Below are 24,555 nucleotides of genomic sequence, written 5' to 3'. Positions count from 1 at the left end.
GTTGTCTCCTTCTCTGCGTTGTTCTTGCACAAGGAACTCAGGCCGGCGGCTCGCCTTCGAAGGCGCGCTGCAGCAGTGCGCGGATTGCCACGCGTTCGATGGGGCGCGGATTCCAGTAGGGATTGCTCGCCGCGATGTCCGCCGCGCGGTCGAGATCGGCTTGCTTCATGCCGATGTCCTCGAGCGCGACGGGCGCGCCGTTGCCGCACGCCAGCTCGAAGAGGCCGAGCGCCGCGTTCTCGCGGCCCAGCGCCCGCGCAATGCGCTCCATCGCCCGCGGCGCAGCAGCCGCGTTGTAGGCGATCGCATGCGGCAGCACCACCGTGTGCACCTCGGCATGCGGCAGGTTGAAGCTGCCGCCCAGCGTGTGGCACAGCTTGTGGTGCAGCGCCATGCCGACATTGCCGAGCACGCTGCCGCAGAGCCACGCGCCGTAGAGCGCATCGGAGCGCGCCTCGATGTCCTCGGGCCGGCTTCGAATGGCGGGCAGCGCACGCGCGATCGCGGCGATGCCCTCTTCGGCCATCAGGTCCATCACCGGGTTGCTGTCCTGCGCATACAAGCCCTCGGCCGCATGCGCGATCGCGTTGATGCCGCTGGTGACCGACAGCCCCACGGGCAGGCTGCGCGAGAGCTCCGGGTCGTAGATCACGGTGCGCGGCAACACGCGAGGGTCCTTGCCGGTCTTCTTGAGCCCGCCCTCGGTGAGGCCGTAGATCGGCGTCATCTCGCTGCCGGCGTAGGTGGTCGGGATGGCCAGGATCGGCAGGGCCGAATCGAGCGCGATGGCCTTGCCCAGCCCGGTGGTGGAGCCGCCGCCGATGGCCACCGCACAGTCGGCATCGAGGCTGCGCGCGGTCTCCCGGGCTTCGCGCGCGGTCTCGATCGGCACGTGCATGACCGCGCGGTCGAAGATCCCGGCGGCCTGCGCGCCGAGCAGCTCGGCCACGCGCTCCGCCTGCGCGCGCTGCTCGGGCGTGCACAGCACCAGCGCGCGCCGTGCACCCAGCGCATCGATCTCGCGCGCCAGGTGCGCGAGGCTGCCGGCGCCGAAGACCACGCGCTGCGGCTGGCTGGTGTAGACGAAGTCGCGCATCGCCGTCTTTCCTATTCCAGGCTCAGGTTGCGCTCGCGCACCAGCCGCGTCCACTTGTCCTGCTCGGTCTTGAGCGCGGCGGCGAACTGCTCGGGCGTGCTGGCGATGCCGGTGAGGCCCTGCTCGCGCAGCCGCTGGTCGAAAGCGGGATCGGTCACGATCTTGCGCACCTCCGACTGCAGCCGGTCGACCACCGTGCGCGGCGTGCCGGACGGCGCCAGAAGGCCGACCCAGGAGTTGACCTCGAAGCCGCGGTAGCCGCTCTCGGCCACCGTCGGCGTGTCGGCGTACGCGGGAACTCGCTGCGCACCGGTCTGGGCCAGCGCGCGCAGCTTGCCGGCCTTCACATGCGGCTGCGCCAGCACGGCCGAGAGAAACATCATCTCGACCTGGCCGCCCAGCAGGTCCTGCTGCGCCGGGCCGCCGCCGCGATAAGGGATGTGAGTGACGAAGGTGCCGGTGTGGGCCTTGAAGAGATCTGCCGTCAGGTGGTTGCTGGAGCCGGGGCCGACGCTCGCGTAGTTGTACTGGGCCGGCTGTGACTTGAGCAGGCCGACGAAGCTCTTGAAGTCGTTGGCCGGCACCTTCGGGTTCACCACCAGCACCAGCGGATTGCTCGCAATCTGCGTCACCGGTTGGAGATCCTTGGCAATGTCGAACGTGAGCTTGGGATAGACCAGCGGATAGCTCGCGTAGCTGTCGAACACCATCAGCAGCGTGTGGCCGTCCGGCGCGGCCCTGGCGACCTCGGCCGAACCGACCGTGCCGCCCGCGCCGCTCCGGTTGTCGATGAGCACCGGCTGCCCCAGCGCCGCCTGCAGGCGCGGCTGCAGCTGGCGCGCCACCGTGTCCACGATGCCGCCTGGCGGGAACGCGACGACCACGCGCACGGGCTTGCTCGGCCAGGCTTGCTGGGCGTGCAACGGGCCCGCGGTGCCGAGCAGGACGGCGCAGGCGGCAAGGATGTTGACGAGGGGAGCAATCATTCGATTCTTTCTTCGGGGGTGGTTTTCAGCGCTTGAAGTGCGGCGGGAACTGAGCATCGACATTGACCCAGACGCTCTTGACCTGCGTGTATTCGCGCATCGCGTCGAAGCCCATCTCGCGGCCGTAGCCGCTCTGGCCGACTCCGCCGAAAGGCGAGCCGGGATTGACGCGCTTGTAGCTGTTGATCCAGACCATGCCGGCGTGCAGATCGCGCGCGACCTGGTGGGCGCGCTGCAGGTTGCTGGTCCACAGGCCGCTGCCGAGGCCGTAGTCGGTGCCGTTGGCGATCTGCATGGCCTCGGCGTCGTCCTTGAAGCTGAGCACGGTGACGAAGGGGCCGAAGACCTCTTCCTGCGCCACGCGGTCGCGATACGACTTCGTGCGCACCACCGTCGGCTCGACGTAGCAGCCGCGCGCGAGCTCGCCGCCGGGCGAGCCGCCGCCGGCGAGCACTTCCCCGCCCTCGCCTTTCGCCACTTCGACATAGCTCAGCACGCGCTCGCGATGCTGCGCGCTCGTGAGCGGACCCATCTCGGTGGCATCGTCGAGCGGGTTGCCGAGCCGGATCGACTTGGCGAGCGGGATGAACTGGTCGAGAAAGGCGTCGGCGATCTTCTCGTGCAGCAGCAGGCGCGAGCCCGCGATGCAGGCCTGCCCCTGGTTGTGGAAGATGGCCCAGGCGCTGCCGTTGACGGCGGCCTGCAGGTTTGCATCCTCGAACACGATGTTGGGGCCCTTGCCGCCGAGCTCGAGCTGCACCTTCTTGAGGTTGCCGGCGCTGGCCTGCACGATGCGCCGGCCAGTGGCGGTGCTGCCGGTGAAGGCGATCTTCGCGATCTCGGGATGCTCGGCGATGTACTGGCCCGCGACGCTGCCCAGCCCCGGCAGCATGTTGACTACGCCATCGGGCATGCCGGCCTCGGCCATGAGCTCGACGATCTTGAGCGAGGAAAGCGGCGTGATTTCTGCCGGCTTCATCACGATGCAGTTGCCGGCCGCGAGCGCCGGCGCCATCTTCCAGCTCGTGAACATGAGCGGGAAGTTCCACGGCACCACCTGGCCCACGATGCCGACCGGCTCGCGCAGCGTGTAGTTGAGGAAGCCCTGCTCCACCGGAATGGTCTCGCCCTGGAACTTGTCGGCCATGCCGCCGAAGTAGCGGAAGCAGGCTGCCGTGCGCGGCACGTCGAGCTTGCGCGAGTCGCGCACCGGATGACCGGTGTCCAGCGATTCGAGGCGCGCGAGTTCTTCGGCGTTGGCCTCGATCAGGTCGGCGAGCTTGAGCAAGATGCGTCCTCGGTCGGCCGCGGCCATGCGGCTCCAGGCCGGGAAGGCGTGCTTCGCCGCGGCCACGGCACGGTCGACGTCGGCGCGGCCGGCCAGCGCGACCTCGGCGATGGTCGAGTTGTCGTGCGGGTTCAGCGTGGCCAGCGTCTCGCCCGATTCGGCATCGACGAAGCGGCCGTCGATGAAGAGCTGGTGGCGGATCGGCGTCTTGAGGCCTGCGGCCTGCTGGATGTCTGCGAGTTTCATGTCAGGTCGTCTTTCCGGCCAACCACGGATAGCGCGCCGTGTCCTTGCCCGCGTAGTCGGGATCAAGGTAGATGAAGCAGCGCTGGATCAGCCAGTCGCGCACCTCGAACACGTCGCACCAGCGGCCCGCGCCCCACTCGGGCACGCCGGCGCGCCAGGGGCCGTCGGCATGCTCGCCGTAGCTCGTGCCTTCGCAGGCGAACAGGTCCGTGCCGGTGAAGATCCAGTTGAAGCCGGCGTAGTCGTGGCGAATGGATTTGCCGCGGCTGCCGACTTCGCCGAAGAGCTTGCCGATCTCGTCCTTGCCGTTGGCCAGGCCCCATTTCGGAAAGTAGACCTGCGCATCGCTCGCGAACAGGTCGAGGATAGAGCCGCCGGTGGAAGTGACGCCGCCGTTGTCGTAAGCCTTGAGGTATTCGAGCGCCACCGACTTGCGCTGCTCGTCGGTCATGGTTTGACGGGTGAGTGCCATGGTGAGTCTCCTTCTTTCACTTCTGCGATTGCATGTACTCGATGAGCGCGGCGCGCTTCTTCGGGTCGTCCTGGAAATAGACCATCGTGTTGCCGGGCGCGACGGCCTGCGTGTCGGCGAGCCACTTGTCGAGCAGCGCGCGATCCCAGGTCTTGCCTTTCATCGCGTCGAGGTACTGCTTCGAGTAGGTGAAGCCGGCGTTGGATGCCGCCGGCTTTCCGAGCAGGCCGAACAGGTTGGGCCCGACGCCGTGCGGCTCGCCCTTGCCGAAGCTGTGGCACTGGATGCACGCGGTCTGCGCGAGGCGCTGGCCGGCCGATTGCGCGTGGGCCAGGTTCGCGGCGAGCGCCAGCGCCGGGATGAGAAGCCAGGTCTTCATGTGGCGCTCCTGCCTTCGGCATGGGCCGCGTTCGCCGCGCGGTAGGCGAAGGCGATGATCGGCCCCAGCGTCGCACCGCCGGCCCAGTAGGCGCGGCCGGAGGCCGAAGCGACGCAGTTGCCGACGCCGTAGAGGCCGGGGATCGGCCGGTCGGCGCCGTCGAGCACGCGGCCGTGGGTGTCGGTCTTGGGCCCGCCCTTGGTGTCGAGGGTGCCGGCGACGACCAGCGCCGCGTAGTACGGCCCCGCATCGGCCAGCGGCCACATCGTCGCATTGGAGCGGCCCGGCTCGGCCTTCACGTCGCCGTTGAAGAGCTGCTCGACGATGCGCTCGCCACGCTGGAAGTCGAGGTCCTTGCCGGTCTTCGCCAACTGGTTGAAGCGCGCGATGGCGGCCTGCAGGTTGGGCAGGAAATCGAGCGCGAGCTTCGCACCGCCGGTGGCGCTGGCGTACTTGGCCAGGCGCTCGTCGATGGCGCGCGCCAGTTCCGCGAGCGTCGCGCCCTTGATCACGTGGCGGTCGTCGGTGCCGGGCGGCACGATCAGCCGGCCGTACTCGGCGCTGGCCGAATGCTGCTGCGAGCGCTGGTCCCAGACCGCAATGCGCACCAGGTTCGGGTACTCGGCCTTGGCGCCGTCCCACTCGAAGAAGGTCTGGGCCAACTCGTTGTATTGCAGCTTCTCGTTGACGTTGCGCTGTCCGTACTTGTTGACGAAGAGCATCGAGTCGCCCGCCACGGAGAACATGCCCGAGATCGAGCCATCCTTCGCGATCGCCTTCTCCAGCGGGATCGGGCAGGTCCAGGCGTAGTTCATGTTGCGCAGCTGGGCGCCCAGCGGCCCGGCGATCTGCACGAAGTCGCCCTCGTTGCTGGGCGCCGCGCAGCCGCCGTAGATCGGGCCGTTCAAGAAGTTCTTGCGCAGCTCGGCGTTGTGCGTGAAGCCGCCGGTGGCGAAGATCACGGCCTTCCTCGCGCGCAGGCGCACCGTGGCGTCGAGCTCGTCCTTCGCCTCGACGCCGATCACGCGGCCGGACTTATCCTGCAGCACCTTGGTCACGCGGATGCCGGTGCGGATCGGAATGCCATCCTGCCGCGCCTTGGTCGACATCGTGCGCACGGCCACCAGGCCGCCGTCGGACATGCTCGGGATCGCGTCCTTCGGCACCAGCACGCGGCCCTTGGGCGCCTTGTCTTCCGGCAGCTCGGCGAAGTAGTCGGGCACGTCGGCCACGTGGCGATAGGGCAGCGCGCCCTTGGCCGCCAGCAGCTCGGCCGCCGGCGAGGCGCTGTCGTAGAAGGCGGAGCACATGTCGTACTCCCATGGCGTGAGGCCAAGGCGGGGATGCGCCGGGTCGTAGGTCTGCGGACTCGACAGCCGCGCCACGTACTTCAGGAAGTCGGGCTTCGGGTCGGCAATGCCGGCTTTCTTCATCGCCTCGTTGTTCGGCACCCAGTACCAGAACGCGGCCTTGGCGGTGGTGCCGCCGATGCTGCCGGCTTTCTCGAGGATCACCGCGCTGTTGCCCTGCCAGCGCGCAAACAGCGCCGAGGCCAGCCCGCCGCAGCCGCTGCCGCAGACCACGACGTCGTAGCTCGCGTCGAAGGCCGGTGCCGCTTCGGCGTCCTGCGCCGCCAGGCCCAGTGTTGCGGCCGCGACCGCCGCCGAGCCTGCGCCGGCCTGCTGCATGAAGCGCCGGCGCGATGCTGCGCCGGCATCCGACCTGACGTGGTCTGCCATTTTTGTCTCCTCAACACCAGAAGGACGCGCCGCGCGAGCGGCGCGTTGTCGCTTGTCAAAAGCTCACGGGGATCTCAGGGCTCTCGCCCTTCTGGATCTCGTAGACCAGGCTCGGCGAGCCGTTCTCCCACACCAGCAGCATCGAGCGCTTGGGGCTGTAGCCCTGGTGGCGGCAGTAGGCGGGCATGGCAGCCATGTCGCCGGCCTTCATGATCACGCGGGCCATCGGCTTGCCGGTGTTCTTGTCGCCGCAGTCCCAGTGGATCTCGTCGGTCATCTGGAAGAACCACTCGACGCGGTCGTTGCCGTGGATGATCGGCAGGATGTGCTCCTCGGTGGTCGGGCACATGAAGCTGTGCTTCACCACCGAGGTGAAGCTGGGGTTCCACGTCACCTGCGAGCGGCTCAGGAAGCCGAAGAGGTTGAAGGCATGCACCTCGTCCTCGAAGCCGGGTTCGGGATGCAGCTCGGGCTCCCCCTGCGGCACGTCGGCGAAGGCGCGGTTGACCGGCGCGCCGGTGTCGTCGCTGCGCAGCCGGAGGTCGTCCTTCAGGCCCACGCAGCGCTTGGCGAGCTCGCGCGCGCGGGTGATCTTGGCGGTGTTGTTGCCCTTCTTCCGGCCGTAGGGCGAGCCGGTTTCCTGCGGTGCGCTGAAGGGGTCGAAGCTCTCGTTGGTCCAGTCGTCGAGCATGGCCTCGAAGGTGGCGCGGATCTGCGCGGTCGGGAAGTTCTCGAGCAGGTCGATGCCGGCTTCCTTCATCGTGCCGTTGTAACTGCCGGCGTAGAGGTCGACCGACTGGTAGTGGTTGACGGTGCCGACCACGTCGTCGAAGTTGACCCAGCCGTAGAAGAAGCCCCAGGCCACGTCGCGCATCAGGGCGCGCAGGTAGTTGCCGACATCCATGGTGTGGCTCATCGGCCGGCCGTCCCGGGTCTTCCAGGTGATGTGGGCGAAATACTCGTCGCGCCGGAAGCCGAAGCTGCCGAGAGAGAAGTCCTTGTAGCCGAGCGTGGCGTCGGGCTGCGACGCGATGACCTTGGCGAGTTCTGCGGGTGCGTTCATGGCTTGATTCCTCCGTGGGTTCAGTGCGTCTGACAAATTTCTGCCCACTTCTCGACAGAGAGTTCGCCCTTGCAGGTCTGCAGCACGATCACGCCGGGCTCGCCGACGCTGCGGAATTGGTAGGCGGTGTTCTTCGGCAGCAGGCCCTGGTGGCCGCGCGAGAGCTTCATCCAGCCCATCTTCCGGCCCTTCGGTTCGCCCTTCACGAGCACCGCGCCGTTCTTCTCTACGTCGGCGACGGTCTGGGAGGCGTCGAGCTTGATGAGGTGAACCTCGAGCTCGCCGTCCATCGCCAGCGCGAACTCATCGTGCGCGCAGGTGTACCAGGGCGAGTTGCCTTCGGCGCGCAGGGTCTCGAGCACGTAGATCTGGTTCTGGCCGAACACGACCTTCTCGTAGGGCTTGCTCTTGCTCGCGATTTCGAAACAGTTCGAGAAGGCGTAGTGGCGCACGTCGTCGGCAATCGGCTCGACATGGCCTTTTTCGAAATGCTTGAGCGACCCGAAGCGGGTCTGGTAGCCGGTGGCGGTCATGGGCTTTGTCTCCTGGGTCGTCGAAGCAGCGCTCTCGCTGCGATGGCTGAACTCTAGGAAACGAAGGCCCTCACGGGTAGGGTCTAAATGCGGGCCGCATTGTTCGGCGAATCCGGTCAATCCGCAGGGTTAACCCGGGATGGGGTTGGTCGTCACGCTGGGGTGCGGAGGCGGGCGGTATGCCCTGTGCCGGCCGACGTCACCGGCCCTTCGGGCTTCGCTGCTGCTCCTCGCCCAGGACGGGGTCCGCGCAAACTCGCTTCGCTCAAACACGCGCGGCCCTGATCCGTCCTGCGCTGCGGTGCTCGCCGGTGACTCAACGGCCGGCCCAGGGCACACCGCCCGCCTCCGTGGACACGCTGCTGAGCGAACCGATCCTAAGCGTCGGCGATCAGCTCGGCGGGCAGCAAACCGCGCTCGATCATCGCCGCATCCCACGGCGGCACGCGCGCGAAGGCCGCGGTGATGTGCTCGATGAAGAGGCGCAGCTTGAAGGCATTGCGCGAAGTGCCCGCATAGACCGCGCTGAGCGAGAACGATGACAGTTGGTGCTCGGGCAGCACCACCTGCAGGTCGCCGCGCAGGATCGCATCGCCGGCCACCAGCGTCGGCAGGCAGACGATGCCGGCATGCTCGAGCGCGTATTCGCGCAGCAGGTGCACGCTGTTTGTCAACAGGGCTGCGCTCATGTAGATCGTCACCTGCTCGCCGTCGTGATGGAAGGTCCAGCGGTCGCGTGTCGGGTAGCCCGAGTAAAGGCCGAGCGTGTGCTTGTGCAGCTCGCGCGGGCTCTGCGGCGCGCCGTGCGTGCGCAGGTACTCGGGCGTGGCGCAGAACACGCGGCGCACCGGGAAAAGCGGTCGCGAAACCAGCTCGGTCGAGGCGGCCGGGAAGATCTGCAGCGCGCAGTCGACGCCGGTCTTGACCGGGTCCACCACCGCATCGCTCACGATCAGTTCGAGACGGATGTCGGGGTAGCTGACCTGGAAGGCGCGCAGCAAGGATGCGAAATGGCCGAGCACGAAGCCGGTCAGCGCGTGGACGCGCAGCGTGCCGGTCGGCCCGGCCCGCGCGCCGCGCATCTGGTCCATGATGTCGTTGGCCCGCCCGACCAGCTCGGTGCAGTCGCGCAGGAAGGCCTGCCCGACGTCGCTGAGCCGCACGACCCGCGTGCTGCGGTGGAACAGCGGCGCACCGACGTGGTCTTCGAGCTGCTTCACGCGGCTGGTGACCACCGACTTGGCTACGCGCAGCTGCCTGGCAGCCTCGGCGAAGCTCTGTGTCTGCGCGACCCGAACGAATGTCTCAATGTTTTCCAGGCGGTCCATGGACTTCCAGCTTCGATACGCGATCGCGCAATATATCGCCTGGACGATGCCTTTTCGCGTTCGACGTATTGACGGTCCCGGCGTCCAGGACTACCTTTTGCGAGGCGGCGCACAAGCGCGCAAGCCCCCCGGCGCTCACCGCTTGGACGATGCCAAGGCAGGCTACAGATGAAGGACTTTCCATTGCATGGAGTTCGGTTGCCGAGCGTCTTCGGGCTGCTGCTCCTGTCCTGCGTCCTGCCCGGCTACTGCCTCGCGGGCGAGCTGAGGGGCAAGGTCCTGTATGCCGGTGCGGCCCCTGCGCGGCAGACAGTGCCGGTCACGATCGACCAGTACCTCTGCGGCAACGAAAAGCTTGCCGACGACCTGCAGGTGTCTGCCAATCGCGAGATCCGCAATGCCGTCGTCTGGCTCGAGAATCCTCCGCCGGGTGCAGCGGCGCCGGCGCGAGCCGAGAAGGTCGAACTCGATCAGAAGGGATGCTCGTTCGTGCCGAGGATCGTCATCGTTCCGGCCGGCGGAACGGTGGATTTTCTGAACAGCGATCGCCTGCTCCACAACATTCATGCGACCCCGAAGCTCAACGTGTCGTTCAACCGGACCCAGCCGATGGGCCGGACGATTCCGGTCACCTTCGCCAAGCCCGAGATCGTGCGCATCGAATGCGACCTGCATTCCTGGATGACCGCGTGGGTGGTGGTGGCCGCACACCCGTTCTACGCGGTCACCGGCGCCGATGGGAGCTTTGCCTTCGACAATCTGCCGCCGGGCCAATACAAGCTCCAGATCTGGCATGAGCGGCTGGGCACGCTGCCCGCGAGCGTCACCGTCGGCGAGCAGCAGCCTGCGCAGCTCACCGTCGAGATGAAGGCGCGCTGAGGCAGCGACGCGGGACGCTTCGCCTCAAGGAAGCACGGTGATCTTTTTCGACGCCTCCCAGGCGGCGGAATGCGTCGGCTCGGCGATCGCCGTGAGCGACCCTCCTTCGTCGAGCGCCACAGTGAAGGTCACCGTCGGCGACGAATACACCGGATGCAGGTAGGCGCGTGCGATCTCCACCGTGTCCTTGTACAACGCAACGTAGCGCACGAAGTGCTCCGCCAGCGAGGGGTGCAGCGATCCGGTTCCGACGCTGACCGTCACGTTGAACCAAGCCCCTCGGCGTACGCTGTCCGGTGCCGTGATCTTCGGGGTGTGCTTCGGGTCGATGCCCTTGTGAACCTGGCGGAACTCCGGCGTGAACTGCTGCGCCTGCTCCTCCTCGGCGTGCGCGGTGAGCGCACCGAGGCTCATCGTCAGCAGCCCTGCGATCGCCGCGCACGCGGCGCTTCGAACTGTCTTCGGCATGGAACCCCCTTTCGGCTTGCTTCAGAGGTCCGGAAGAAACTGCTTGACCATGGCAAGCAGCTCGCTCGGACTGTAGGGCTTGGCGAGGTAGCTGGACGCGCCGGCCTGCATCGCCTTCTCGCGGTCGCCGCTCAGCGCATACGAGGTGATCACGATGATCGGGATGTGGCGCGTGAGGGCGTCGGTGGTCAATCGCCTGGTGGCGTCCAGCCCGGACATCTTGGGCAGTTGCACGTCCATCAGGATGAGGTCGGGCAAGTCCTGCTGCGCGAGCGCGACGCCGGTCTCTCCGTCCCCCGCCTCGATCAAGCGGCAGGACGAACGCTTGAGCAGCTGCCGCACGATCTTGCGGTTGTACTCGTTGTCCTCGACATACAGGATGGTGCGCCCGCTCATTGGATAACCCGGCTTTCTTCGCCCGCGCGCAACGGCACGGAGAACATGAACGTGGAGCCCTTGCCCAGCTCGCTCTCGACCCAAATGCGGCCGCCCAGCCGTTCCACGAACTTCTTCGAGATGCTGAGGCCGAGGCCCGTGCCGCCGTATTCGCGCGTGATGGTCGTGTCGATCTGGCGGAACTCGGTGAAGATGTGATCGAGTTCTTGCTGCGCAATGCCGATGCCCGTATCGGTGACGCGGTAGATGAGCTCGCCGTCCACCAGCTCGACGGCGATGTCGACCCGGCCCTGCCGCGTGAATTTCAGTGCATTGCCGGCCAGGTTGGTCAGGCACTGGGCAAGCCGGCCGCTGTCGCCGTAGGCCACCGGCAGATCCTCTGGGACATGGGCGGTGAATTCAAGACCCTTCTCCGCAGCGATCGAGCGCAGGGAGGTGCGCACGGTGTGGACGACATCGCTGACGGAATACTCGCCGAGCGCGAGCTCCATGCGCCCGGCCTCGATCTTGGACAGATCGAGCACGTCGTTGATCAGGCGAAGCAGGTTGCGGCCGTTGACCTGGATGTCCGCCAGCGGCTCCTTCAGCTCGGCCGGTATGTCGCCGTAGATCCCGTCGATCATCATCTCGCTGAATCCGAGGATCGCGTTCATGGGCGTGCGCAGTTCGTGGCTCATGTTGGCCAGGAATTCGGACTTGGCCTTGCTCGCGCGCGCCAGCTGCTCGTTGAGGTCCACGAGCTCGGCGGCGGCCTGCCGCTGCGATTCGTCGAGACGATGAAGTTGCTGGCTCATGTGATTCATCCGGTCGGCGAGCGCCCCGAATTCATCCCGGTTGGGCACCGAGATTTTGCGCCCGAAGTTTCCTGCCGCGACATCGCCCAGGAAAGTTTCCGCCTCGCGCACCGGCAGGATGAAGGACCAGGAGATCACGAATCCGCAAAGCCAGGCGAGCAGCACGGCGCTCACTGCGAAAGCCAATGTCAGGATCAGCGATCGGCGATTGGCGGCCTCCACGTTGTCGCGCAGCTGGGCCATGCGGTTCTGCTCCGCATCCACGAGCTGCCCCATGCGCGAGGCGATCTCGGCATCCAGGCGCTCCTCGCGCCTGAGCAGCTCGCCCGTGATGTCGTCGAGCTTGCCGTCGCGGATCGCATTGGCGATGTCGGCGATCACGCTCATGGCGTCGTCCTGCAGAGAGCGGATCTGGTCGATCAGGCCCTTCTCGCCGGCGGGGCCGGCGATGTCCAGCTTGGCCAGTGTCTCGTTGAAGCGGTTGTTCTCGCGCAGGATCCGCCTGATGGCAGCCTCGTCCTTCGAAAGCAGCGCCAGCGCCGTGAAGTGCATCTGCCTGGCCAGCGCGTGCTGGCTCTGCTGCGACCAGCCGACCCGCTCGTGCGCCTCATCGAGCATGCGGCTCTGTTCGGTGGTGTTGACGAGGATTGACAGGCTCGCGATCGCCATCGCGATGAACAGCAGTGTGATGATCAGGAAGGCGAGCAGGAGCTTGGTGTGAACCGAAGCGTGAACACGCGCCACCCAACCCACCAGCCGACCGATGGGTGACCGGTTCAAGACTCCCGTGACAAGCCGCTCGAGTTTGATTTGGCAGGGCTCCGTCAGTACAAAAAGAAGCGTTTCGAATCGCTCCTAACGCACCTCACCGCCTTGTAGAACCACTGTGAAGCCAGTACAGTTTTTCGATCGGGAGAATTGACGGTGAGAACCCCCCCGCGCATCCTCATCGTCGACGACAACGCGACCAACGTCAAGATTCTGCAGGCGCGGCTGGGCAGCGAGGGCTACGAGGTCGTCTCTGCGGCCGACGGCGAAGAAGGTCTCTCCGCTGCACGGCAGTTCCTGCCGGACCTGATCCTGCTCGACCTGATGATGCCCAAGCTCGGCGGCATCGAAGTCTGCCGGCGCCTTCGGGCCGATCCTGATTTCCCCTTCACGCCCATCATCATGGTGACCGCGATGGCCGACCTGAAGGACGTCATCGCCGGCCTGGAGGCAGGCGGCGACGAGTACCTCACCAAACCCGTGGACCACGCCGCGCTCGCTGCGCGCGTGCGCTCGATGTTGCGGATCAAGCGCCTGCACGACCAGGTCGAAGCGCTGGCCGCGCAAATGAAGGAGTGGAACGCGTCGCTCGAGCAGCGCGTCGCGACCCAGGTCGCCGAGCTCGAGCGCATCGGCCGGCTGCGGCGCTTTTTCTCGCCGCAGCTCGCGGAGCTGATCGTCAGCGGCGGCACCGAAGACCCGCTGCAGAGCCATCGGCGCGAGATCACCGTGGTCTTTCTCGACCTGCGCGGCTTCACCGCCTTCGCGGAGATTGCCGAACCCGAGGAAGTGATGGGCGTGCTGCGCCAGTACCACGCGGCCACCGGCGAGCTGATCCTCGCGCACGAGGGAACCCTCGAGCACTTCACCGGGGACGGCATGATGATCTTCTTCAACGATCCGGTGCCTGTGGCCGACGCGGCCGAGCGCGCAGTGCGGATGTCGATCGCGATCCGCGAACGTGTCGGCTCGATCGCCGAGGCGTGGCGCAGGCGCGGCTATTCGCTCGGCCTGGGCATCGGCATCGCGCAGGGTTTCGCCACGATCGGGGCCATCGGATTCGAAGGGCGCTGGGACTATGGCGCGATCGGCACGGTGACCAACCTGGCGGCGCGGCTGTGCGGCGAGGCAGCGGGCGACCAGATCCTCATCTCACGGCGCGTCTACGCGCAGCTGGAACCCCTGCTCGACGTGGAGCCGCCGCAGGCGCTCAGCCTCAAGGGATTCCAGCGCCCCGTCGAGTGCTTCAGCGTTCGCGGCATCAAGGCATCACCGGCGTGAAGCCGGCGCCCCTCAGGCCGCACAGGCGCGCGCCGCGTCGAGGATCACCTCTTCGGACGGGAGCTTGCCGATGCCGGCCATGCCCTCGGCGGCGCACTCGATGTCCATCCAGCGCACGATGCCCTCGCGGTCGATCATGAACATCGCCTTCAGCTGCGGCCATTGCCGGTCGATGTCGGCCAGGTCGGCCGGCGTGTAGGTGTAGCCGTCGAGCTCCTGCAGCACCTTGGCGGCCTCGGGAATCGGAAGCGGCTCGGGGAGTTCGCCGGTGGGGTTGACGCGGGTGGTTTCCATCTCCTGGATAAACGCCGGCGTCGGGTCGACTTTGGGCACCCGGAACGCGCGGTGCGTGCTCAGCTCGGGGTCGGACGCCATCCGCAGGCGCGTCGGCCTGAACTTGAAATACAGCCGCGCGTTCTCGGGCTCCGTCGCCACCACGGCCAGGCTCTCGACGCCCAGCGCCTTGAGCTTGCCCTCGAGACTGCCGAGCTGGACCAATGCGCGCCGGCAGAACGGGCACCACAGGCCGAGCATCAGCGAAAGGAACAAGGGGCTGCGCCCGCGGTAGTCGGCGAGCGAAACGGTTTCGGGCCCGGCCACGGCCGGCAGCGCGAAATCGGGGGCGGGTTCGCCTGGCATCACGGGTCGACTCGTCGCGAATGTCATATCGAGGCTCCTTCCGGCAAGTTCAGCAAAGGAACGGAAGCACCATCAGGGCGTCGGGCTCGAGGCCGGCGCGTTCGCAAATCGCCTGCGCCATCGCGAGATAGGTCTCGGCCTCAGCCGGGCGCCCGGTGTCGAGATACAGCGTTGCCAAACCATCGTAGCAGGGAAAGAGCAGTTGAGGCTCGTCGACCTGTTCGGCCAATTGCAACGCTTCCCGGTACCACGCGAAGGCGCGCGCATGATCGCCGTGGCACTGGTGGATCTGGGCCAGCACGATCAGCGGCACCGCGAGGTGATCGAGCAGCCCGAGGCGGCGATCCAGGTTCGCGGCAGCATGCGCCGCGGCGATGCCCTCGGCCTCGCATCGATTGGTCAGCGCGCAGTACGCCACCGCCAGGTTGGCGTACAGCCGCGACTGGAAGCCGAGGTCGCCGACCTTCTTGGCGGTTTCGAGTCCGCGCAGGCAGGTCTCGATGCTGCGCTGCGGATCGAGCGACGCGTACAGCACGCCCAGGTTGGTGTAGCCGCGGCAGGCGGCCTGCAGCAGGTTGTTGGCTTCGGCCTGCGCGACGCTGCTTTCGATCTGCGCCACCGCCTCGGACGGCCGGCCCAGGCGCGCCAGCGCGATGCCGAGCGTGTTGAAGGCCTCGGCGCGCACGACGGTGGCCTCGCGTGTGCGTCCGGCGGCATCGGCGGGCACCTCGGCCAGCGCGCGCTGCGCCAGCGCCAGGGCGGTGGCGTTGTCGCCGGCACGGAAGGCGAGCCGGCCCATCTCCTGGAACAGATGGGCGCGTTCGATCGCATCGCCGTCTTCGCCCAGGCGAGCCAGGCCGGCGTCGAAGCAGGCGCCCGCGCGCTCGCGCTCGCCGGCCTCCCAGTGCAGGCCGCCGATCTTGCGCAACAGGCGCGCGGCCCGCACCGGATCGCGCTGCCCTTCGACCGCCCGCTGCACGAGTTCGTAGTGCGCCAGCGCCTCGGCGCGCCGGCCCTGCAGGGCGAACAGGTCGGCGAGCCGCTCGCGTGCGTCGAGCTCCGCGGCCTCGACCTCGGCCGCTGCGGCAGCGCTGTCCAGCGGAGCCTCGACCAGGGTGCGCAGCGCACGCTCGTAGTGGCGGATCGCGTCGTCATTGGCATAGACCGCGCGCGCCCAGTCGCCGGCGGCCAGCAGGTAGCGCGCCCCGCGCGCCTTGTCCGGCGACAGGCTCCAGTGGTGGCCCAGCGCCTCCAGCTCGACCAGGCGGCGCGGGCTTCGGCCTGGGCCGTCGATCGAGGCCGCCGCATCCGCGCCGAGCTCGGCTTCCAGGGCACGGCCCGCACGCAAGTGCAGTTCCGTGCGGCGTGCCAGCAGCAGGTTCTGATAGGCCACCTCGTGCAGCAGCGCGTGCATGAAGCGCCAGCGTTGTGCGCCCACGTCGTCGGCGCGGATCAGATCGGCCCCGGCCAGTCGTTGGAGCGCCGCCTCGGTCGAGCTCGGCTCGCTCGCGATGCGCTGCAACAATGCGCGGTCGAACTCGGCGCCCAGCACGGCCGCTTCCTGCAGCGCCCGGCGATCCCCGGCGGCGAGCCGATCGATGCGCGACAACAGCAGGCCATACAGCGTGGGCGGAACATCCGGCGCGTCGCAATCTGCCGCGCACACCCAGCGACCTTGCCTGCGCACCAGCAGGCCACGGCCGGCCAGGCTGCGCACGACTTCCTCGACGAACAGCGGATTGCCGCCGGCGCGCGCCGCGACGAAATCGCGCATCGGGGCGAGGCTGTCGTCGGCCGCGGGAGCGCCCAGCAGGTGGCTCACCAGCGAGCGCGCCTCCTCGTCGCCGAGCGGACCCAGCTCGATCGTCGAGTGCTCGGCGCACAGGGTGCGCAGCACGCGCGCGTCGGGGCGCTGCGACACCAGCAGCATCAGCGGCCGATCCGCCAGCTGATCGACGACCTCGCGCAGCAGGTCGACCGAGGCCGCATCGGCCCATTGCAGGTCGTCCACGACGACCATCACCGGCTGCCGCGCCAGCCGCCGCTCGAGCAGCGCGCGCGCCGCCAGCGTGATCTGGCGCTGCAGCTGCTCGGGTTCGATGTCGCGGGGCCGGGCCTCCTGGATCCCGAGCAGGTAGTTCAGCACCTGCGCCACCGCATCGGCCTCGTCCGCATCGGCGCCCAGCGCCTGCAGGCCCTGCTGCAGCTTGCGCCGGGCCGCTTCCAGCGTGTCGGCTTCCTCGACGCGATAGGCCTCGCGGAACAGCGCGCCGAAAGTGCCGTAGGTCGGCTCGCCGAGCGACGAGCAGGTGGTGCTGCGCACGACCGTCGCAGCGAACCGGCCGTCGCTTTCGAGCCGCGCGAACAGCTCGGCAAGAAGACGCGACTTGCCCGCGCCGGCCTCCCCGATCACGCTGACGAGCTGGGCCTGGCCGCGCTGCATGCGGTCGAACGCGGCCAGCAGGGACTCGATCGCCGCGTCGCGCCCGACCAGCGGCGCCGCCAGCCCGAGTTCGGCGAGGCCGCGCGCGGAAGCCAGATCCGGGCGCACGCCGGCCAGGCGGTGGACCCGCATCGACTGCGCCTTGCCGCGCAGCGCCAGCTCGACGGCGGGCTCGAAGGCGAAGCGATGCCGCACCATGGCCTGCGTCGCGTCCGACACCAGCACCGTGCCCGGCTCGGCGGCCGCGAGCAGCCGCGAAGCGGTGTTCACGGTATCGCCGGTGACCGCGTAGGCGCTGCCGGCGCCCTGCCCCAGGCTGCCGGCCACCACCGCGCCGGTGTGGACGCCGATGTGCAGCGTCACCGGGCGTCCGAGGCGCCCCGTCCACTGGCGGCTCAGGCGGTCCACGCGCTGCATCATTTCCTGCGCGGCCTCGATGGCGCGCAACGGGTCGTCCTCATGCGCACGCGGCGCGCCGAACACGGCCATCACCGCGTCGCCGACGAACTTCTCGACGAAGCCGTCGTAGTGCGCGACGGCCTGCGCCATGATTTCGAACAGCGCGCTCTGGAAGCTGCGCAGCGTTTCGGGATCGAGCCCTTCGGCCAGCGAGGTGAAGCCCGTCAGATCGGCGAACAGCACTGTGACCTGGCGCCGGTCGCCTTCTTGATCCGCGTTTTGCGGCGCCGGACGGCGCGCCGCGCCGCAGCGCGGACAGAAGGCGAAGTCCGGATCGCAGACGCAACCGCATGCCGGGCAAAGACAGGTCGTGGCCATCGCAGCCCGATGCTGCGCCACTTCGCGCCCTTGCGCCACTGGCTAGCCTGCTGCTGCTAACCTTGGCCCATGTTCAATCCCTCCCAAGAGGAAGTGCGTCGTTTCTTCTGCGACGTCTTCGCCAAGAGCCGCCAGGGCCTGCCGATGGAGGCGCTGGAAATCATCGCCAGCCGCTGGATCGACGAACACCCCGAGTACCACGCCGACCTGGCCGACGCCGACGCCGCGGTGGCGCGCGTCTACGACGGCACGGACGGGCGCGAGAACCCTTTCCTGCATCTCTCGATGCACCTGTCGATCAGCGAGCAGTGCTCGATCGACCAGCCGCGCGGCATCCGCCAGGCGGTCGAGCTGCTGGCCGCGCGCCGCGACTCGCTGCTCGATGCGCACCACGAGGCGATGGAATGCCTGGGCCGGATGATGTGGGAGAGCCAACGCGCCGGCCGGCCGCCCGATGGCGAGGCCTACGTGGCCTGCGTTCAGCGGCGGGCCACGCGCGACTGAGTCGACTGCGCCTTGCCGCTCTCGCGCAGCAGCGCGACCAACATCTGCCGCGCGGCCGACGGCTCGGCATCGCTGCGCAGCAGCAGCCCGACCGGCTCGTCGGTGCCGGCGGTGTCGATGGCCAGCCGCACCAGCTGGCCGCTCTCCAGGTCGTCGCGCGCGGCGCCGACGGGCGTGAACCAGACGGCGTCGGAGCGGATCAGCAGCGCGCGCGCCACCGAGAGATCCAGCGTCTGCGTCACATGGGGGGGCAGGCGCAGGCCCAGGCCGGAAAGAAAGCTCTCGGTGTGGTGGCGCGGGATGGTGCCCTCGCCGTAGATCACGAGCGGATGGCGCAGCACCTCCTGCACAGAAGGTGCACCGCCCGCGAGCGGATGGCCGGGCCGCGCCACCAGCGCCAGCGGCTCGGTGTAGAGCAGCTCGAAGGTGAGCCCGGCCATCAGCTGCGGGTCGCTCATGCGGCCGGCCACCAGGTCCAGCTCGCCGGCGCGCAGGGCGTCGAGCAGCGGGCTGTTGGCGCCGGTTTGCACCTGCACCTGCAAGGCGGGCAGCCGCTCGCGCAGCGCCGCCAGCGCAGCGGGCAGCAGGGACGGCGCGACGCTCGGCAGTGCGCCGATGCGCAGGCGCTGCGGGCGCGTGCCCGAGGCCGGCATCACCGCTTCGGCGCTGGCGTCGAGCGCTTCCAGCACGCGCAGCGCATGGGCCAGCAGCTGCTCCCCGGCCACGGTGAAGCCCTGGATGCCGCGCCGGCCGGCACTGCCGCGCTCGACCAGCCGGGCGCCGGCCAGGGTTTCGAGCTCGGCCAGGGTCTTCGATACGGCCGGCTGGCTCAAGGCCAGGCGCTCCGCCGCCCGCGCCAGATGGCGCTCCTGCGCCACCGCCACCAGGCAGCGCAGATGCCGCAGCTGGACGCCGCGGACGAAGGCTTCGGAGCTGGCCGTCATAGATTACCGGTGGTTATGAAAAATCGCCAGGACGTCAATTTACATCAGCAACGCGCATGAATAGAGTTCAGTTCATTCCCACGATCCCGGAGACGAATCCATGAGCTCAATCACGCCGCGCGACTGGCCCAGCCATCCCTCCTACGTCTATTCCGGCTACAAGTCGACCGCGAAGCGCGGGCCGCTGCAGCCGCTGATTCCGCTGAAAGCCTCGCTCGGCGAACTGCAGCAGCCGGTCTACGGCCACAGCGGCATCGGCGAGCTCGACCACGACCTGACGCGCAATGCGCGCAGGAACGGCGAGCCGCTGGGCGAACGCATGATCCTCACCGGCCAGGTGCTCGATGAGCGCCGCCGCCCGGTGCGCAACACGCTGGTCGAACTGTGGCAGGCGAACGCGGCCGGCCGCTACGTGCACAAGGTCGACCAGCACGACGCGCCGCTGGACCCGAACTTCCTCGGCGCCGGCCGCTGCCTGACCGACAACGAGGGCCGCTACCGCTTCCTCACCATCAAGCCGGGCGCCTACCCCTGGGGCAACCATCCCAACGCCTGGCGGCCGCAGCACATCCACCTGTCGCTGTTCGGCGAGCACTTCGCGAGCCGCCTCGTGACGCAGATGTATTTCCCCGGCGATCCGCTGCTGCAGTACGACCCGATGATCACCGGCACGCCGGAGAAGGTGCGCAACCGGCTGATCTCGGACTTCAGCCTCGACGTCACGGAAGAAGGCTACGCGCTCGGCTACGTGTTCGACATCGTGCTGCGCGGTGCCGACGAAACGCCTTTCGAAACTCGTTGAGCCAGGAGACACGACCATGATGAGCGCACTCGAAACCAATTTCGGCCAGACCCCCTCGCAGACGGTCGGCCCCTATTTCGCCTACGGACTCACGGCCACCCAGTACGGCTACGACTTCGACCAGCCCTTCGACGCGGTGCTCGCGCTCGACGGGGCGCGCGGCGAGCGCATCCGGATCGAAGGCCGCGTGATCGACGGCGACGGCAAGCCCATCAACGACGCCTTGGTCGAGATCAGCCAGGCCGACGGCACCGGTGCCTATCCGAAGTCGGTAGAGGATGCGCAGGCCATCGGCTTCCGCGCCTTCGGCCGCGCCGGTACGGGCACCGATGCACAGAACCGCTTCGTCTTCCACACCGTCAAGCCCGGCGCCGAGGCGGCGGGCGAGGCGCCGCACGTCAATGTGATCGTGCTGATGCGCGGCATGCTGCTGCACGCGTTCACGCGCATCTATTTCAGCGATGAGGCCAAGGCCAATGCCGAGGACAAGGTGCTCGCGAGCGTGCCGGCCGAGCGCAGGAAGACGCTGGTCGCCGAGCGCAGCGAAACGGGCGGCGCCGTGAGCTATCGCTTCGACATCCACATGCAAGGGCCGCGAGAGACCGTCTTCTTCGACGTATAAAGAAAAAACAAAGCCCGCTGAAAGCGGGCTTTGTACTTGTGGGGTTTGCGCTTCCTACTTCGCGCGGTGGATGCGCGACTCCGGCACCGTCTTCAGTTCGCCGGGCAGCGAGCTGATGTAGCTGGACAGTTCCTTGAGCTCGGCATTGCTGAACTTCTTGGCCTGGCCGCTCATCACGCCGTTGGAGCGGCCGATCTGCTGATTCTTGTCGGTCTTGTACGACTTGAGCGCCACGTAGAGATAGTCGGCATGCTGGCCCGCGAGCTTGGCGACCGTGCCGTCGTTCGGCGTGTTGAAGTCGACGCCGTGGCACTTGGTGCAGGTGTTGTCCTTGTCGCGCGAGATCAGGGCCTGCATTCGCTCGCTCGGCTGCTTGGCGGCGGCGGTCGGCGGCGCGTCGCCTTCCTGCATACCGAGCTGGCTGTAGTAGGCGGAGAGATCGGCAATGTCCTGCTCGCTCAGCGTGTCGGCGATGGCGCGCATGGTCGGGTGCTTGCGGTCGCCGCTCTTGTACGCGGCGAGCGCCGACGCGAGGTAGGTGGCGCTCTGGCCCGCGATCATCGGGACCTTGTGGATTTCAGGAAAGCTGGCCTGGTAGCCGATGATGCCGTGGCAGCCCACGCACATCGCCACCTTCTTCGAGCCGTTTTCGGCATTGCCGGTGATCTTCTGGGCCTGGGCCGAGACCGTCACGCAAGCGACAGCAAGGGCAAACATCGTGGTCAACAACTTGTTCATTTTGCGCGCACAATCTCGTGGAGATACAGATTTCAGATCAACTTTTGATTATATGCGGGGGCCTTCGCGGTCCTGAGCGTGAAGCCTCGGGCGCTGCGCAACGCAGATGAATGATGTGTCCTTTCATCCACCCTGCTCCACGCCACTCATGAAATTCAAGGGTTCCGACAACTACGTCGCCACACAGGATCTGATGCTCGCGGTCAACGCCGCAATCACGCTCAAGCGCCCCCTGCTCGTCAAGGGCGAACCCGGCACCGGCAAGACGATGCTCGCGGAAGAAGTGGCCCAGGCGCTCGACCTGCCGCTGCTCCAGTGGCACATCAAGTCGACCACCAAGGCCCAGCAGGGCCTCTACGAATACGACGCGGTGAGCCGGCTGCGCGATTCGCAGCTCGGCGACGAGCGCGTGAAGGACATCCACAACTACATCGTCAAGGGCGTGCTGTGGCAGGCCTTCACCTCCGACGAGCCGGTGGCGCTGCTGATCGACGAGATCGACAAGGCCGACATCGAATTCCCGAACGACCTTCTGCGCGAGATCGACCGCATGGAGTTCTACTGCTACGAGACGCGCGAGCTGGTCCGCGCCAAGCATCGGCCGGTGGTCTTCATCACCTCCAACAACGAGAAGGAGCTGCCCGACGCCTTCCTGCGCCGCTGCTTCTTCCACTACATCAAGTTCCCCGATCCGGACACGATGAAGAGCATCGTCGCGGTGCACTTCCCCGGCCTCAAGCAGGAGCTGCTGGCCTCGGCCATGAAGACCTTCTACGACGTGCGCAACCTGCCCGGCCTGAAGAAGAAGCCTTCGACCTCCGAGTTGCTCGACTGGCTCAAGCTGCTGGTGGCCGAAGACATTCCTCTCGAAGCGCTGCAGAGCAAGGACGACAAGGTCGCGGTGCCGCCGCTGGTCGGCGCGCTGCTCAAGAACGAGCAGGACGTGACGCTGTTCGAGAAGCTCGTCTTCATGCAGCGGCACAACCGATGAGCGAAAGCGGCCGGCATCCCACTCGCCAGTTGCTCCTGCTTGGCCTGGCTCAGGCAGTGCTGTTCGTGGTGGGCGCCCTGCTGGGCCGCTGGCTCGGCCTGGCGCTGGGCTTCGACGCCTTCGGCGCCGGCGGATACAGCAACAGCGCCATCTTCGGCATCCTGTTGATCGGCCTCGGCGGCGGCGGCGGCGTGCAGCTCGCACGCGCCTGGTACACACGCAAGTACGGCTCCCCGAGGGACTGACATGGCTTTCGTAGAGCCCGTCACGCTCAGGTCGCGCGGCATCGCCCTGGTGCCGCTCGCGCTGGAACACGAAGAGGGCCTGCGCGCGGCAGCGGCCGACGGCGAGCTGTGGAAGATTCGCGTGACCTCCGTGCCCGAGCCGCAGGACACGCGCAGCTACATCGAGGCTGCGCTGCAGATGCGCGAGGCCGGCAACCGCTTCGCCTTCGCTGTGACCGACGAAGCGAGCGGCGCGGTGCTCGGCTCCACCAGCTTTCACGACATCCTGCCCGCGGTGAAGCGCGTCGAGATCGGCTACACCTGGTACGCCGGGCGCTGCCAGCGCACGCACGTCAACACCACCTGCAAGCTGCTGATGATGACGCACGCCTTCGATACCCTCGGCTGCCACGTGGTCGGCTGGCGCACGGACAATTTCAACCATGCGTCGCAGCGCGCCATCGAGCGTCTCGGCGCCAGGAAGGACGGCGTGATCCGCGGCCATGCCCTACGCCGCGACGGCACGATCCGCGACACGGTGATGTACAGCTTGCGATCGGGCGAGTGGCCCGAGGTGCGGGCCCAGTTGCTCTATCTGCTGGACAAGCCGCGTCCCGAACCCAAGGAGTGATGCGCCATGCTGATCGACTTCTTCTACACCCTGCGCTCGGCGAAGCTGCCGGTCTCGGTCAAGGAATACCTGACGCTGCTCGAAGCGCTGCAGGCCGACGTGGTCGGGCCGAACTCCGACGACGCCTTCGGTCTCGACGACTTCTACTATCTCTCGCGCACCGCGCTGGTGAAGGACGAGAAGCACTACGACAAGTTCGACCGCGCCTTCGCCGCCTACTTCAAGGGCGTCGACCTGGTGACCGACTTCACAAAGGAAGTGCCGCTCGACTGGCTGCGCAAGACGCTGGAGCGCGAGTTCACGGCCGAGGAGAAAGCCAAGATCGAGAAGATGGGCTGGGACGAGCTCATGGAAACGCTCAAGAAGCGCTTCGAGGAGCAGAAGGAGCGCCACGAAGGCGGCAGCAAGTGGATCGGCACCGGCGGCACCTCGCCCTTCGGCCACGGCGGCTACAACCCGCAGGGGATCCGCATCGGCGGCGCGGGCAAGAACAAGAGCGCGGTCAAGGTGTGGGACCAGCGCGCCTACAAGGACTACGACGACAGCCAGGAACTCGGCACGCGCAACATCAAGATCGCGCTCCGGCGGCTGCGCAAGTTCGCGCGCGAGGGCCACGAGGACGAGCTGGATCTCGACGATACGATCCGCTCGACGGCGGCCAACGCCGGCTACCTCGACATCAAGATGCGGCCCGAGCGCCACAACAACGTCAAGGTGTTGCTGCTGATGGACGTCGGCGGCACGATGGACGAGCACATCCAGCGTGTCGAGGAGCTGTTCTCGGCTGTCAAGACGGAGTTCAAGCACCTCGAGTTCTATTACTTCCACAACTGCGTCTACGACTTCATGTGGAAGAACAACCGGCGCCGCTTTTCCGAGAAGTTCGCCACCTGGGACATCATTCGCAAGTACAACAAGGACTACAAGCTGGTCTTCGTCGGCGACGCGACCATGAGCCCCTACGAAATCCTGCAGCCGGGCGGCAGCGTCGAATACAACAACGAGGAAGCCGGCGCCGAATGGATCCAGCGGCTGACCCACGCTTTCCCGAAGTTCGCGTGGATCAACCCGGAGCCGCAGGGCGTGTGGCAGTACCGGCAAAGTATTGCCGTGATGCAACAACTCGTGTCGAACCGCATGTATCCGCTTACTCTCAAGGGCCTCGAAGAGGCCATGCGGCTGCTCTCGAAGTAGCGCCTGGGGCCGCAGCAAGACGCGGCTGACAGGCCATCCCGCGGGTCATCAAACGCGTAAAAAAGTTGTCACAGCGCTGAGACCTGAGGTTACATTTAACACCTAAGGATTCAAATAAGGCGTCTCCTTGACGCTGCGTCCGCAGGAGGTTGTGCCATGTCTGCCGTGCTTTCTTTTCCGCTGCATCCCCCGGTATTCGAGCAGCCTTTGGCCGGCGCATTGCTGGAAGCGCGATTCCAGCCACCGACCGATTTCATCAGCATCCGCGGCGTGCGCCTGCCGCGTGCCGAACTCGTCGACCACTCGCTCTTCGCACCCGAGCAGCGCGAA

Annotated in this window: 25 protein-coding genes; 9 read left to right on the top strand and 16 right to left on the bottom strand. The window is 67.3% G+C overall.

Annotated features, from left to right (window positions below):
* Positions 1–37: 37 nt before the first annotated feature.
* The 9 genes from EJI01_RS25285 to EJI01_RS25245 form a co-directional block, all read right to left on the bottom strand.
* On the bottom strand, positions 38–1,096 hold the full coding sequence (locus tag EJI01_RS25285) for a maleylacetate reductase (RefSeq protein ID WP_126839879.1): 1,059 nt from the start codon (positions 1,094–1,096) through the stop codon (positions 38–40).
* Positions 1,097–1,107: 11 nt separating this feature from the next.
* On the bottom strand, positions 1,108–2,082 hold the full coding sequence (locus tag EJI01_RS25280; protein ID WP_126839878.1) for a Bug family tripartite tricarboxylate transporter substrate binding protein: 975 nt from the start codon (positions 2,080–2,082) through the stop codon (positions 1,108–1,110).
* Between the two features lie 25 nt (positions 2,083–2,107).
* Positions 2,108–3,571 (bottom strand): aldehyde dehydrogenase family protein, encoded by a 1,464-nt coding sequence (locus EJI01_RS25275; RefSeq protein ID WP_126839901.1) that lies wholly within the window; start codon positions 3,569–3,571, stop codon positions 2,108–2,110.
* A 46-nt stretch (positions 3,572–3,617) separates the two neighbouring features.
* Positions 3,618–4,088 (bottom strand): nuclear transport factor 2 family protein, encoded by a 471-nt coding sequence (locus tag EJI01_RS25270; protein ID WP_126839877.1) that lies wholly within the window; start codon positions 4,086–4,088, stop codon positions 3,618–3,620.
* A gap of 16 nt (positions 4,089–4,104) precedes the next feature.
* Entirely contained in the window at positions 4,105–4,467 is a 363-nt protein-coding gene (locus tag EJI01_RS25265) for a c-type cytochrome (RefSeq protein ID WP_126839876.1), read from the bottom strand.
* Positions 4,464–6,206, bottom strand: a complete 1,743-nt coding sequence (locus tag EJI01_RS25260) for an FAD-dependent oxidoreductase (RefSeq protein ID WP_126839875.1) — start codon at positions 6,204–6,206, stop codon at positions 4,464–4,466. Before EJI01_RS25260 ends, EJI01_RS25265 begins: the two co-directional genes overlap by 4 nt.
* Positions 6,207–6,261: 55 nt before the next feature.
* On the bottom strand, positions 6,262–7,269 hold the full coding sequence (locus EJI01_RS25255) for a hydroxyquinol 1,2-dioxygenase (protein ID WP_126839874.1): 1,008 nt from the start codon (positions 7,267–7,269) through the stop codon (positions 6,262–6,264).
* Between the two features lie 20 nt (positions 7,270–7,289).
* Positions 7,290–7,802 (bottom strand): hydroxyquinol 1,2-dioxygenase, encoded by a 513-nt coding sequence (locus EJI01_RS25250; RefSeq protein ID WP_126839873.1) that lies wholly within the window; start codon positions 7,800–7,802, stop codon positions 7,290–7,292.
* Positions 7,803–8,179: 377 nt separating this feature from the next.
* Positions 8,180–9,130 carry a LysR family transcriptional regulator gene (locus tag EJI01_RS25245; RefSeq protein WP_126839872.1) on the bottom strand — a complete coding sequence of 317 codons (951 nt, stop codon included), beginning with the start codon at positions 9,128–9,130 and terminating at the stop codon, positions 8,180–8,182.
* A 198-nt stretch (positions 9,131–9,328) separates the two neighbouring features.
* On the opposite strand from EJI01_RS25245, the gene EJI01_RS25240 reads away from it, so the two are divergent.
* Positions 9,329–10,009 (top strand): carboxypeptidase regulatory-like domain-containing protein, encoded by a 681-nt coding sequence (locus EJI01_RS25240; RefSeq protein WP_185879051.1) that lies wholly within the window; start codon positions 9,329–9,331, stop codon positions 10,007–10,009.
* Positions 10,010–10,033: 24 nt separating this feature from the next.
* On the opposite strand, the gene EJI01_RS25235 is transcribed toward EJI01_RS25240, so the two are convergent.
* Genes EJI01_RS25235 through EJI01_RS25225 form a run of 3 tightly spaced genes read right to left on the bottom strand, consistent with a single transcriptional unit; the run spans position 10,034 to position 12,411 of the window.
* Complete coding sequence (locus tag EJI01_RS25235) at positions 10,034–10,477, bottom strand: desulfoferrodoxin family protein (RefSeq protein ID WP_126839870.1); 444 nt, start codon at positions 10,475–10,477, stop codon at positions 10,034–10,036.
* Between the two features lie 21 nt (positions 10,478–10,498).
* On the bottom strand, positions 10,499–10,873 hold the full coding sequence (locus EJI01_RS25230; RefSeq protein ID WP_126839869.1) for a response regulator: 375 nt from the start codon (positions 10,871–10,873) through the stop codon (positions 10,499–10,501).
* The gene (locus EJI01_RS25225) at positions 10,870–12,411 is read right to left on the bottom strand and encodes a sensor histidine kinase (RefSeq protein ID WP_221885712.1); all 1,542 of its coding nucleotides are present in this window, start codon (positions 12,409–12,411) and stop codon (positions 10,870–10,872) included. Before EJI01_RS25225 ends, EJI01_RS25230 begins: the two co-directional genes overlap by 4 nt.
* 180 nt (positions 12,412–12,591) lie before the next feature.
* Between EJI01_RS25225 and EJI01_RS25220 the strand changes: the two genes are divergently transcribed.
* Positions 12,592–13,716 (top strand): adenylate/guanylate cyclase domain-containing protein, encoded by a 1,125-nt coding sequence (locus EJI01_RS25220; RefSeq protein WP_126839867.1) that lies wholly within the window; start codon positions 12,592–12,594, stop codon positions 13,714–13,716.
* 12 nt (positions 13,717–13,728) lie between these two features.
* On the opposite strand, the gene EJI01_RS25215 is transcribed toward EJI01_RS25220, so the two are convergent.
* Together EJI01_RS25215 and EJI01_RS25210 are read right to left on the bottom strand one after the other, a co-directional pair.
* The gene (locus EJI01_RS25215) at positions 13,729–14,382 is read right to left on the bottom strand and encodes a peroxiredoxin family protein (protein ID WP_126839866.1); all 654 of its coding nucleotides are present in this window, start codon (positions 14,380–14,382) and stop codon (positions 13,729–13,731) included.
* Between the two features lie 22 nt (positions 14,383–14,404).
* Positions 14,405–17,575: an adenylate/guanylate cyclase domain-containing protein gene (locus EJI01_RS25210; RefSeq protein WP_126839865.1), complete on the bottom strand. Its 3,171-nt coding sequence runs from the start codon at positions 17,573–17,575 to the stop codon at positions 14,405–14,407.
* A 69-nt stretch (positions 17,576–17,644) separates the two neighbouring features.
* On the opposite strand from EJI01_RS25210, the gene EJI01_RS25205 reads away from it, so the two are divergent.
* Entirely contained in the window at positions 17,645–18,079 is a 435-nt protein-coding gene (locus EJI01_RS25205) for a DUF1841 family protein (protein ID WP_126839864.1), read from the top strand.
* Here the strand turns inward: EJI01_RS25205 and EJI01_RS25200 are convergent.
* A complete protein-coding gene (locus tag EJI01_RS25200) occupies positions 18,055–19,023 on the bottom strand; it encodes a LysR substrate-binding domain-containing protein (protein ID WP_126839863.1) in 969 nt (322 codons plus the stop codon). The genes EJI01_RS25205 and EJI01_RS25200 overlap by 25 nt on opposite strands.
* 100 nt (positions 19,024–19,123) lie before the next feature.
* Between EJI01_RS25200 and pcaH the strand changes: the two genes are divergently transcribed.
* Entirely contained in the window at positions 19,124–19,825 is a 702-nt protein-coding gene (gene pcaH, locus EJI01_RS25195) for a protocatechuate 3,4-dioxygenase subunit beta (protein ID WP_126839862.1), read from the top strand.
* 16 nt (positions 19,826–19,841) lie between these two features.
* Complete coding sequence (gene pcaG / locus EJI01_RS25190; RefSeq protein ID WP_126839861.1) at positions 19,842–20,447, top strand: protocatechuate 3,4-dioxygenase subunit alpha; 606 nt, start codon at positions 19,842–19,844, stop codon at positions 20,445–20,447.
* 54 nt (positions 20,448–20,501) lie between these two features.
* Here pcaG and EJI01_RS25185 read toward each other — a convergent pair whose 3' ends face one another.
* On the bottom strand, positions 20,502–21,185 hold the full coding sequence (locus tag EJI01_RS25185; RefSeq protein ID WP_126839860.1) for a c-type cytochrome: 684 nt from the start codon (positions 21,183–21,185) through the stop codon (positions 20,502–20,504).
* A gap of 148 nt (positions 21,186–21,333) precedes the next feature.
* On the opposite strand from EJI01_RS25185, the gene EJI01_RS25180 reads away from it, so the two are divergent.
* From EJI01_RS25180 to EJI01_RS25165, 4 genes are read left to right on the top strand one after another with little or no spacing between them, the layout of a single operon-like run.
* Positions 21,334–22,176: an AAA family ATPase gene (locus EJI01_RS25180; protein ID WP_126839859.1), complete on the top strand. Its 843-nt coding sequence runs from the start codon at positions 21,334–21,336 to the stop codon at positions 22,174–22,176.
* Positions 22,173–22,421 carry a hypothetical protein gene (locus tag EJI01_RS25175; protein ID WP_126839858.1) on the top strand — a complete coding sequence of 83 codons (249 nt, stop codon included), beginning with the start codon at positions 22,173–22,175 and terminating at the stop codon, positions 22,419–22,421. Before EJI01_RS25180 ends, EJI01_RS25175 begins: the two co-directional genes overlap by 4 nt.
* Position 22,422: 1 nt before the next feature.
* Positions 22,423–23,031 (top strand): GNAT family N-acetyltransferase, encoded by a 609-nt coding sequence (locus EJI01_RS25170; protein ID WP_126839857.1) that lies wholly within the window; start codon positions 22,423–22,425, stop codon positions 23,029–23,031.
* Between the two features lie 6 nt (positions 23,032–23,037).
* Positions 23,038–24,225, top strand: coding sequence for a vWA domain-containing protein (locus EJI01_RS25165; protein WP_126839856.1), 1,188 nt, complete (start codon positions 23,038–23,040; stop codon positions 24,223–24,225).
* Positions 24,226–24,555: the final 330 nt, after the last annotated feature.

The sequence above is a fragment of the Variovorax sp. MHTC-1 genome, assembly GCF_003984645.1.
GTDB lineage: Bacteria > Pseudomonadota > Gammaproteobacteria > Burkholderiales > Burkholderiaceae_C > Variovorax.
Note: the sequence above shows the minus strand (reverse complement) of the source record. Positions and strands in the feature narration are given on the sequence as shown.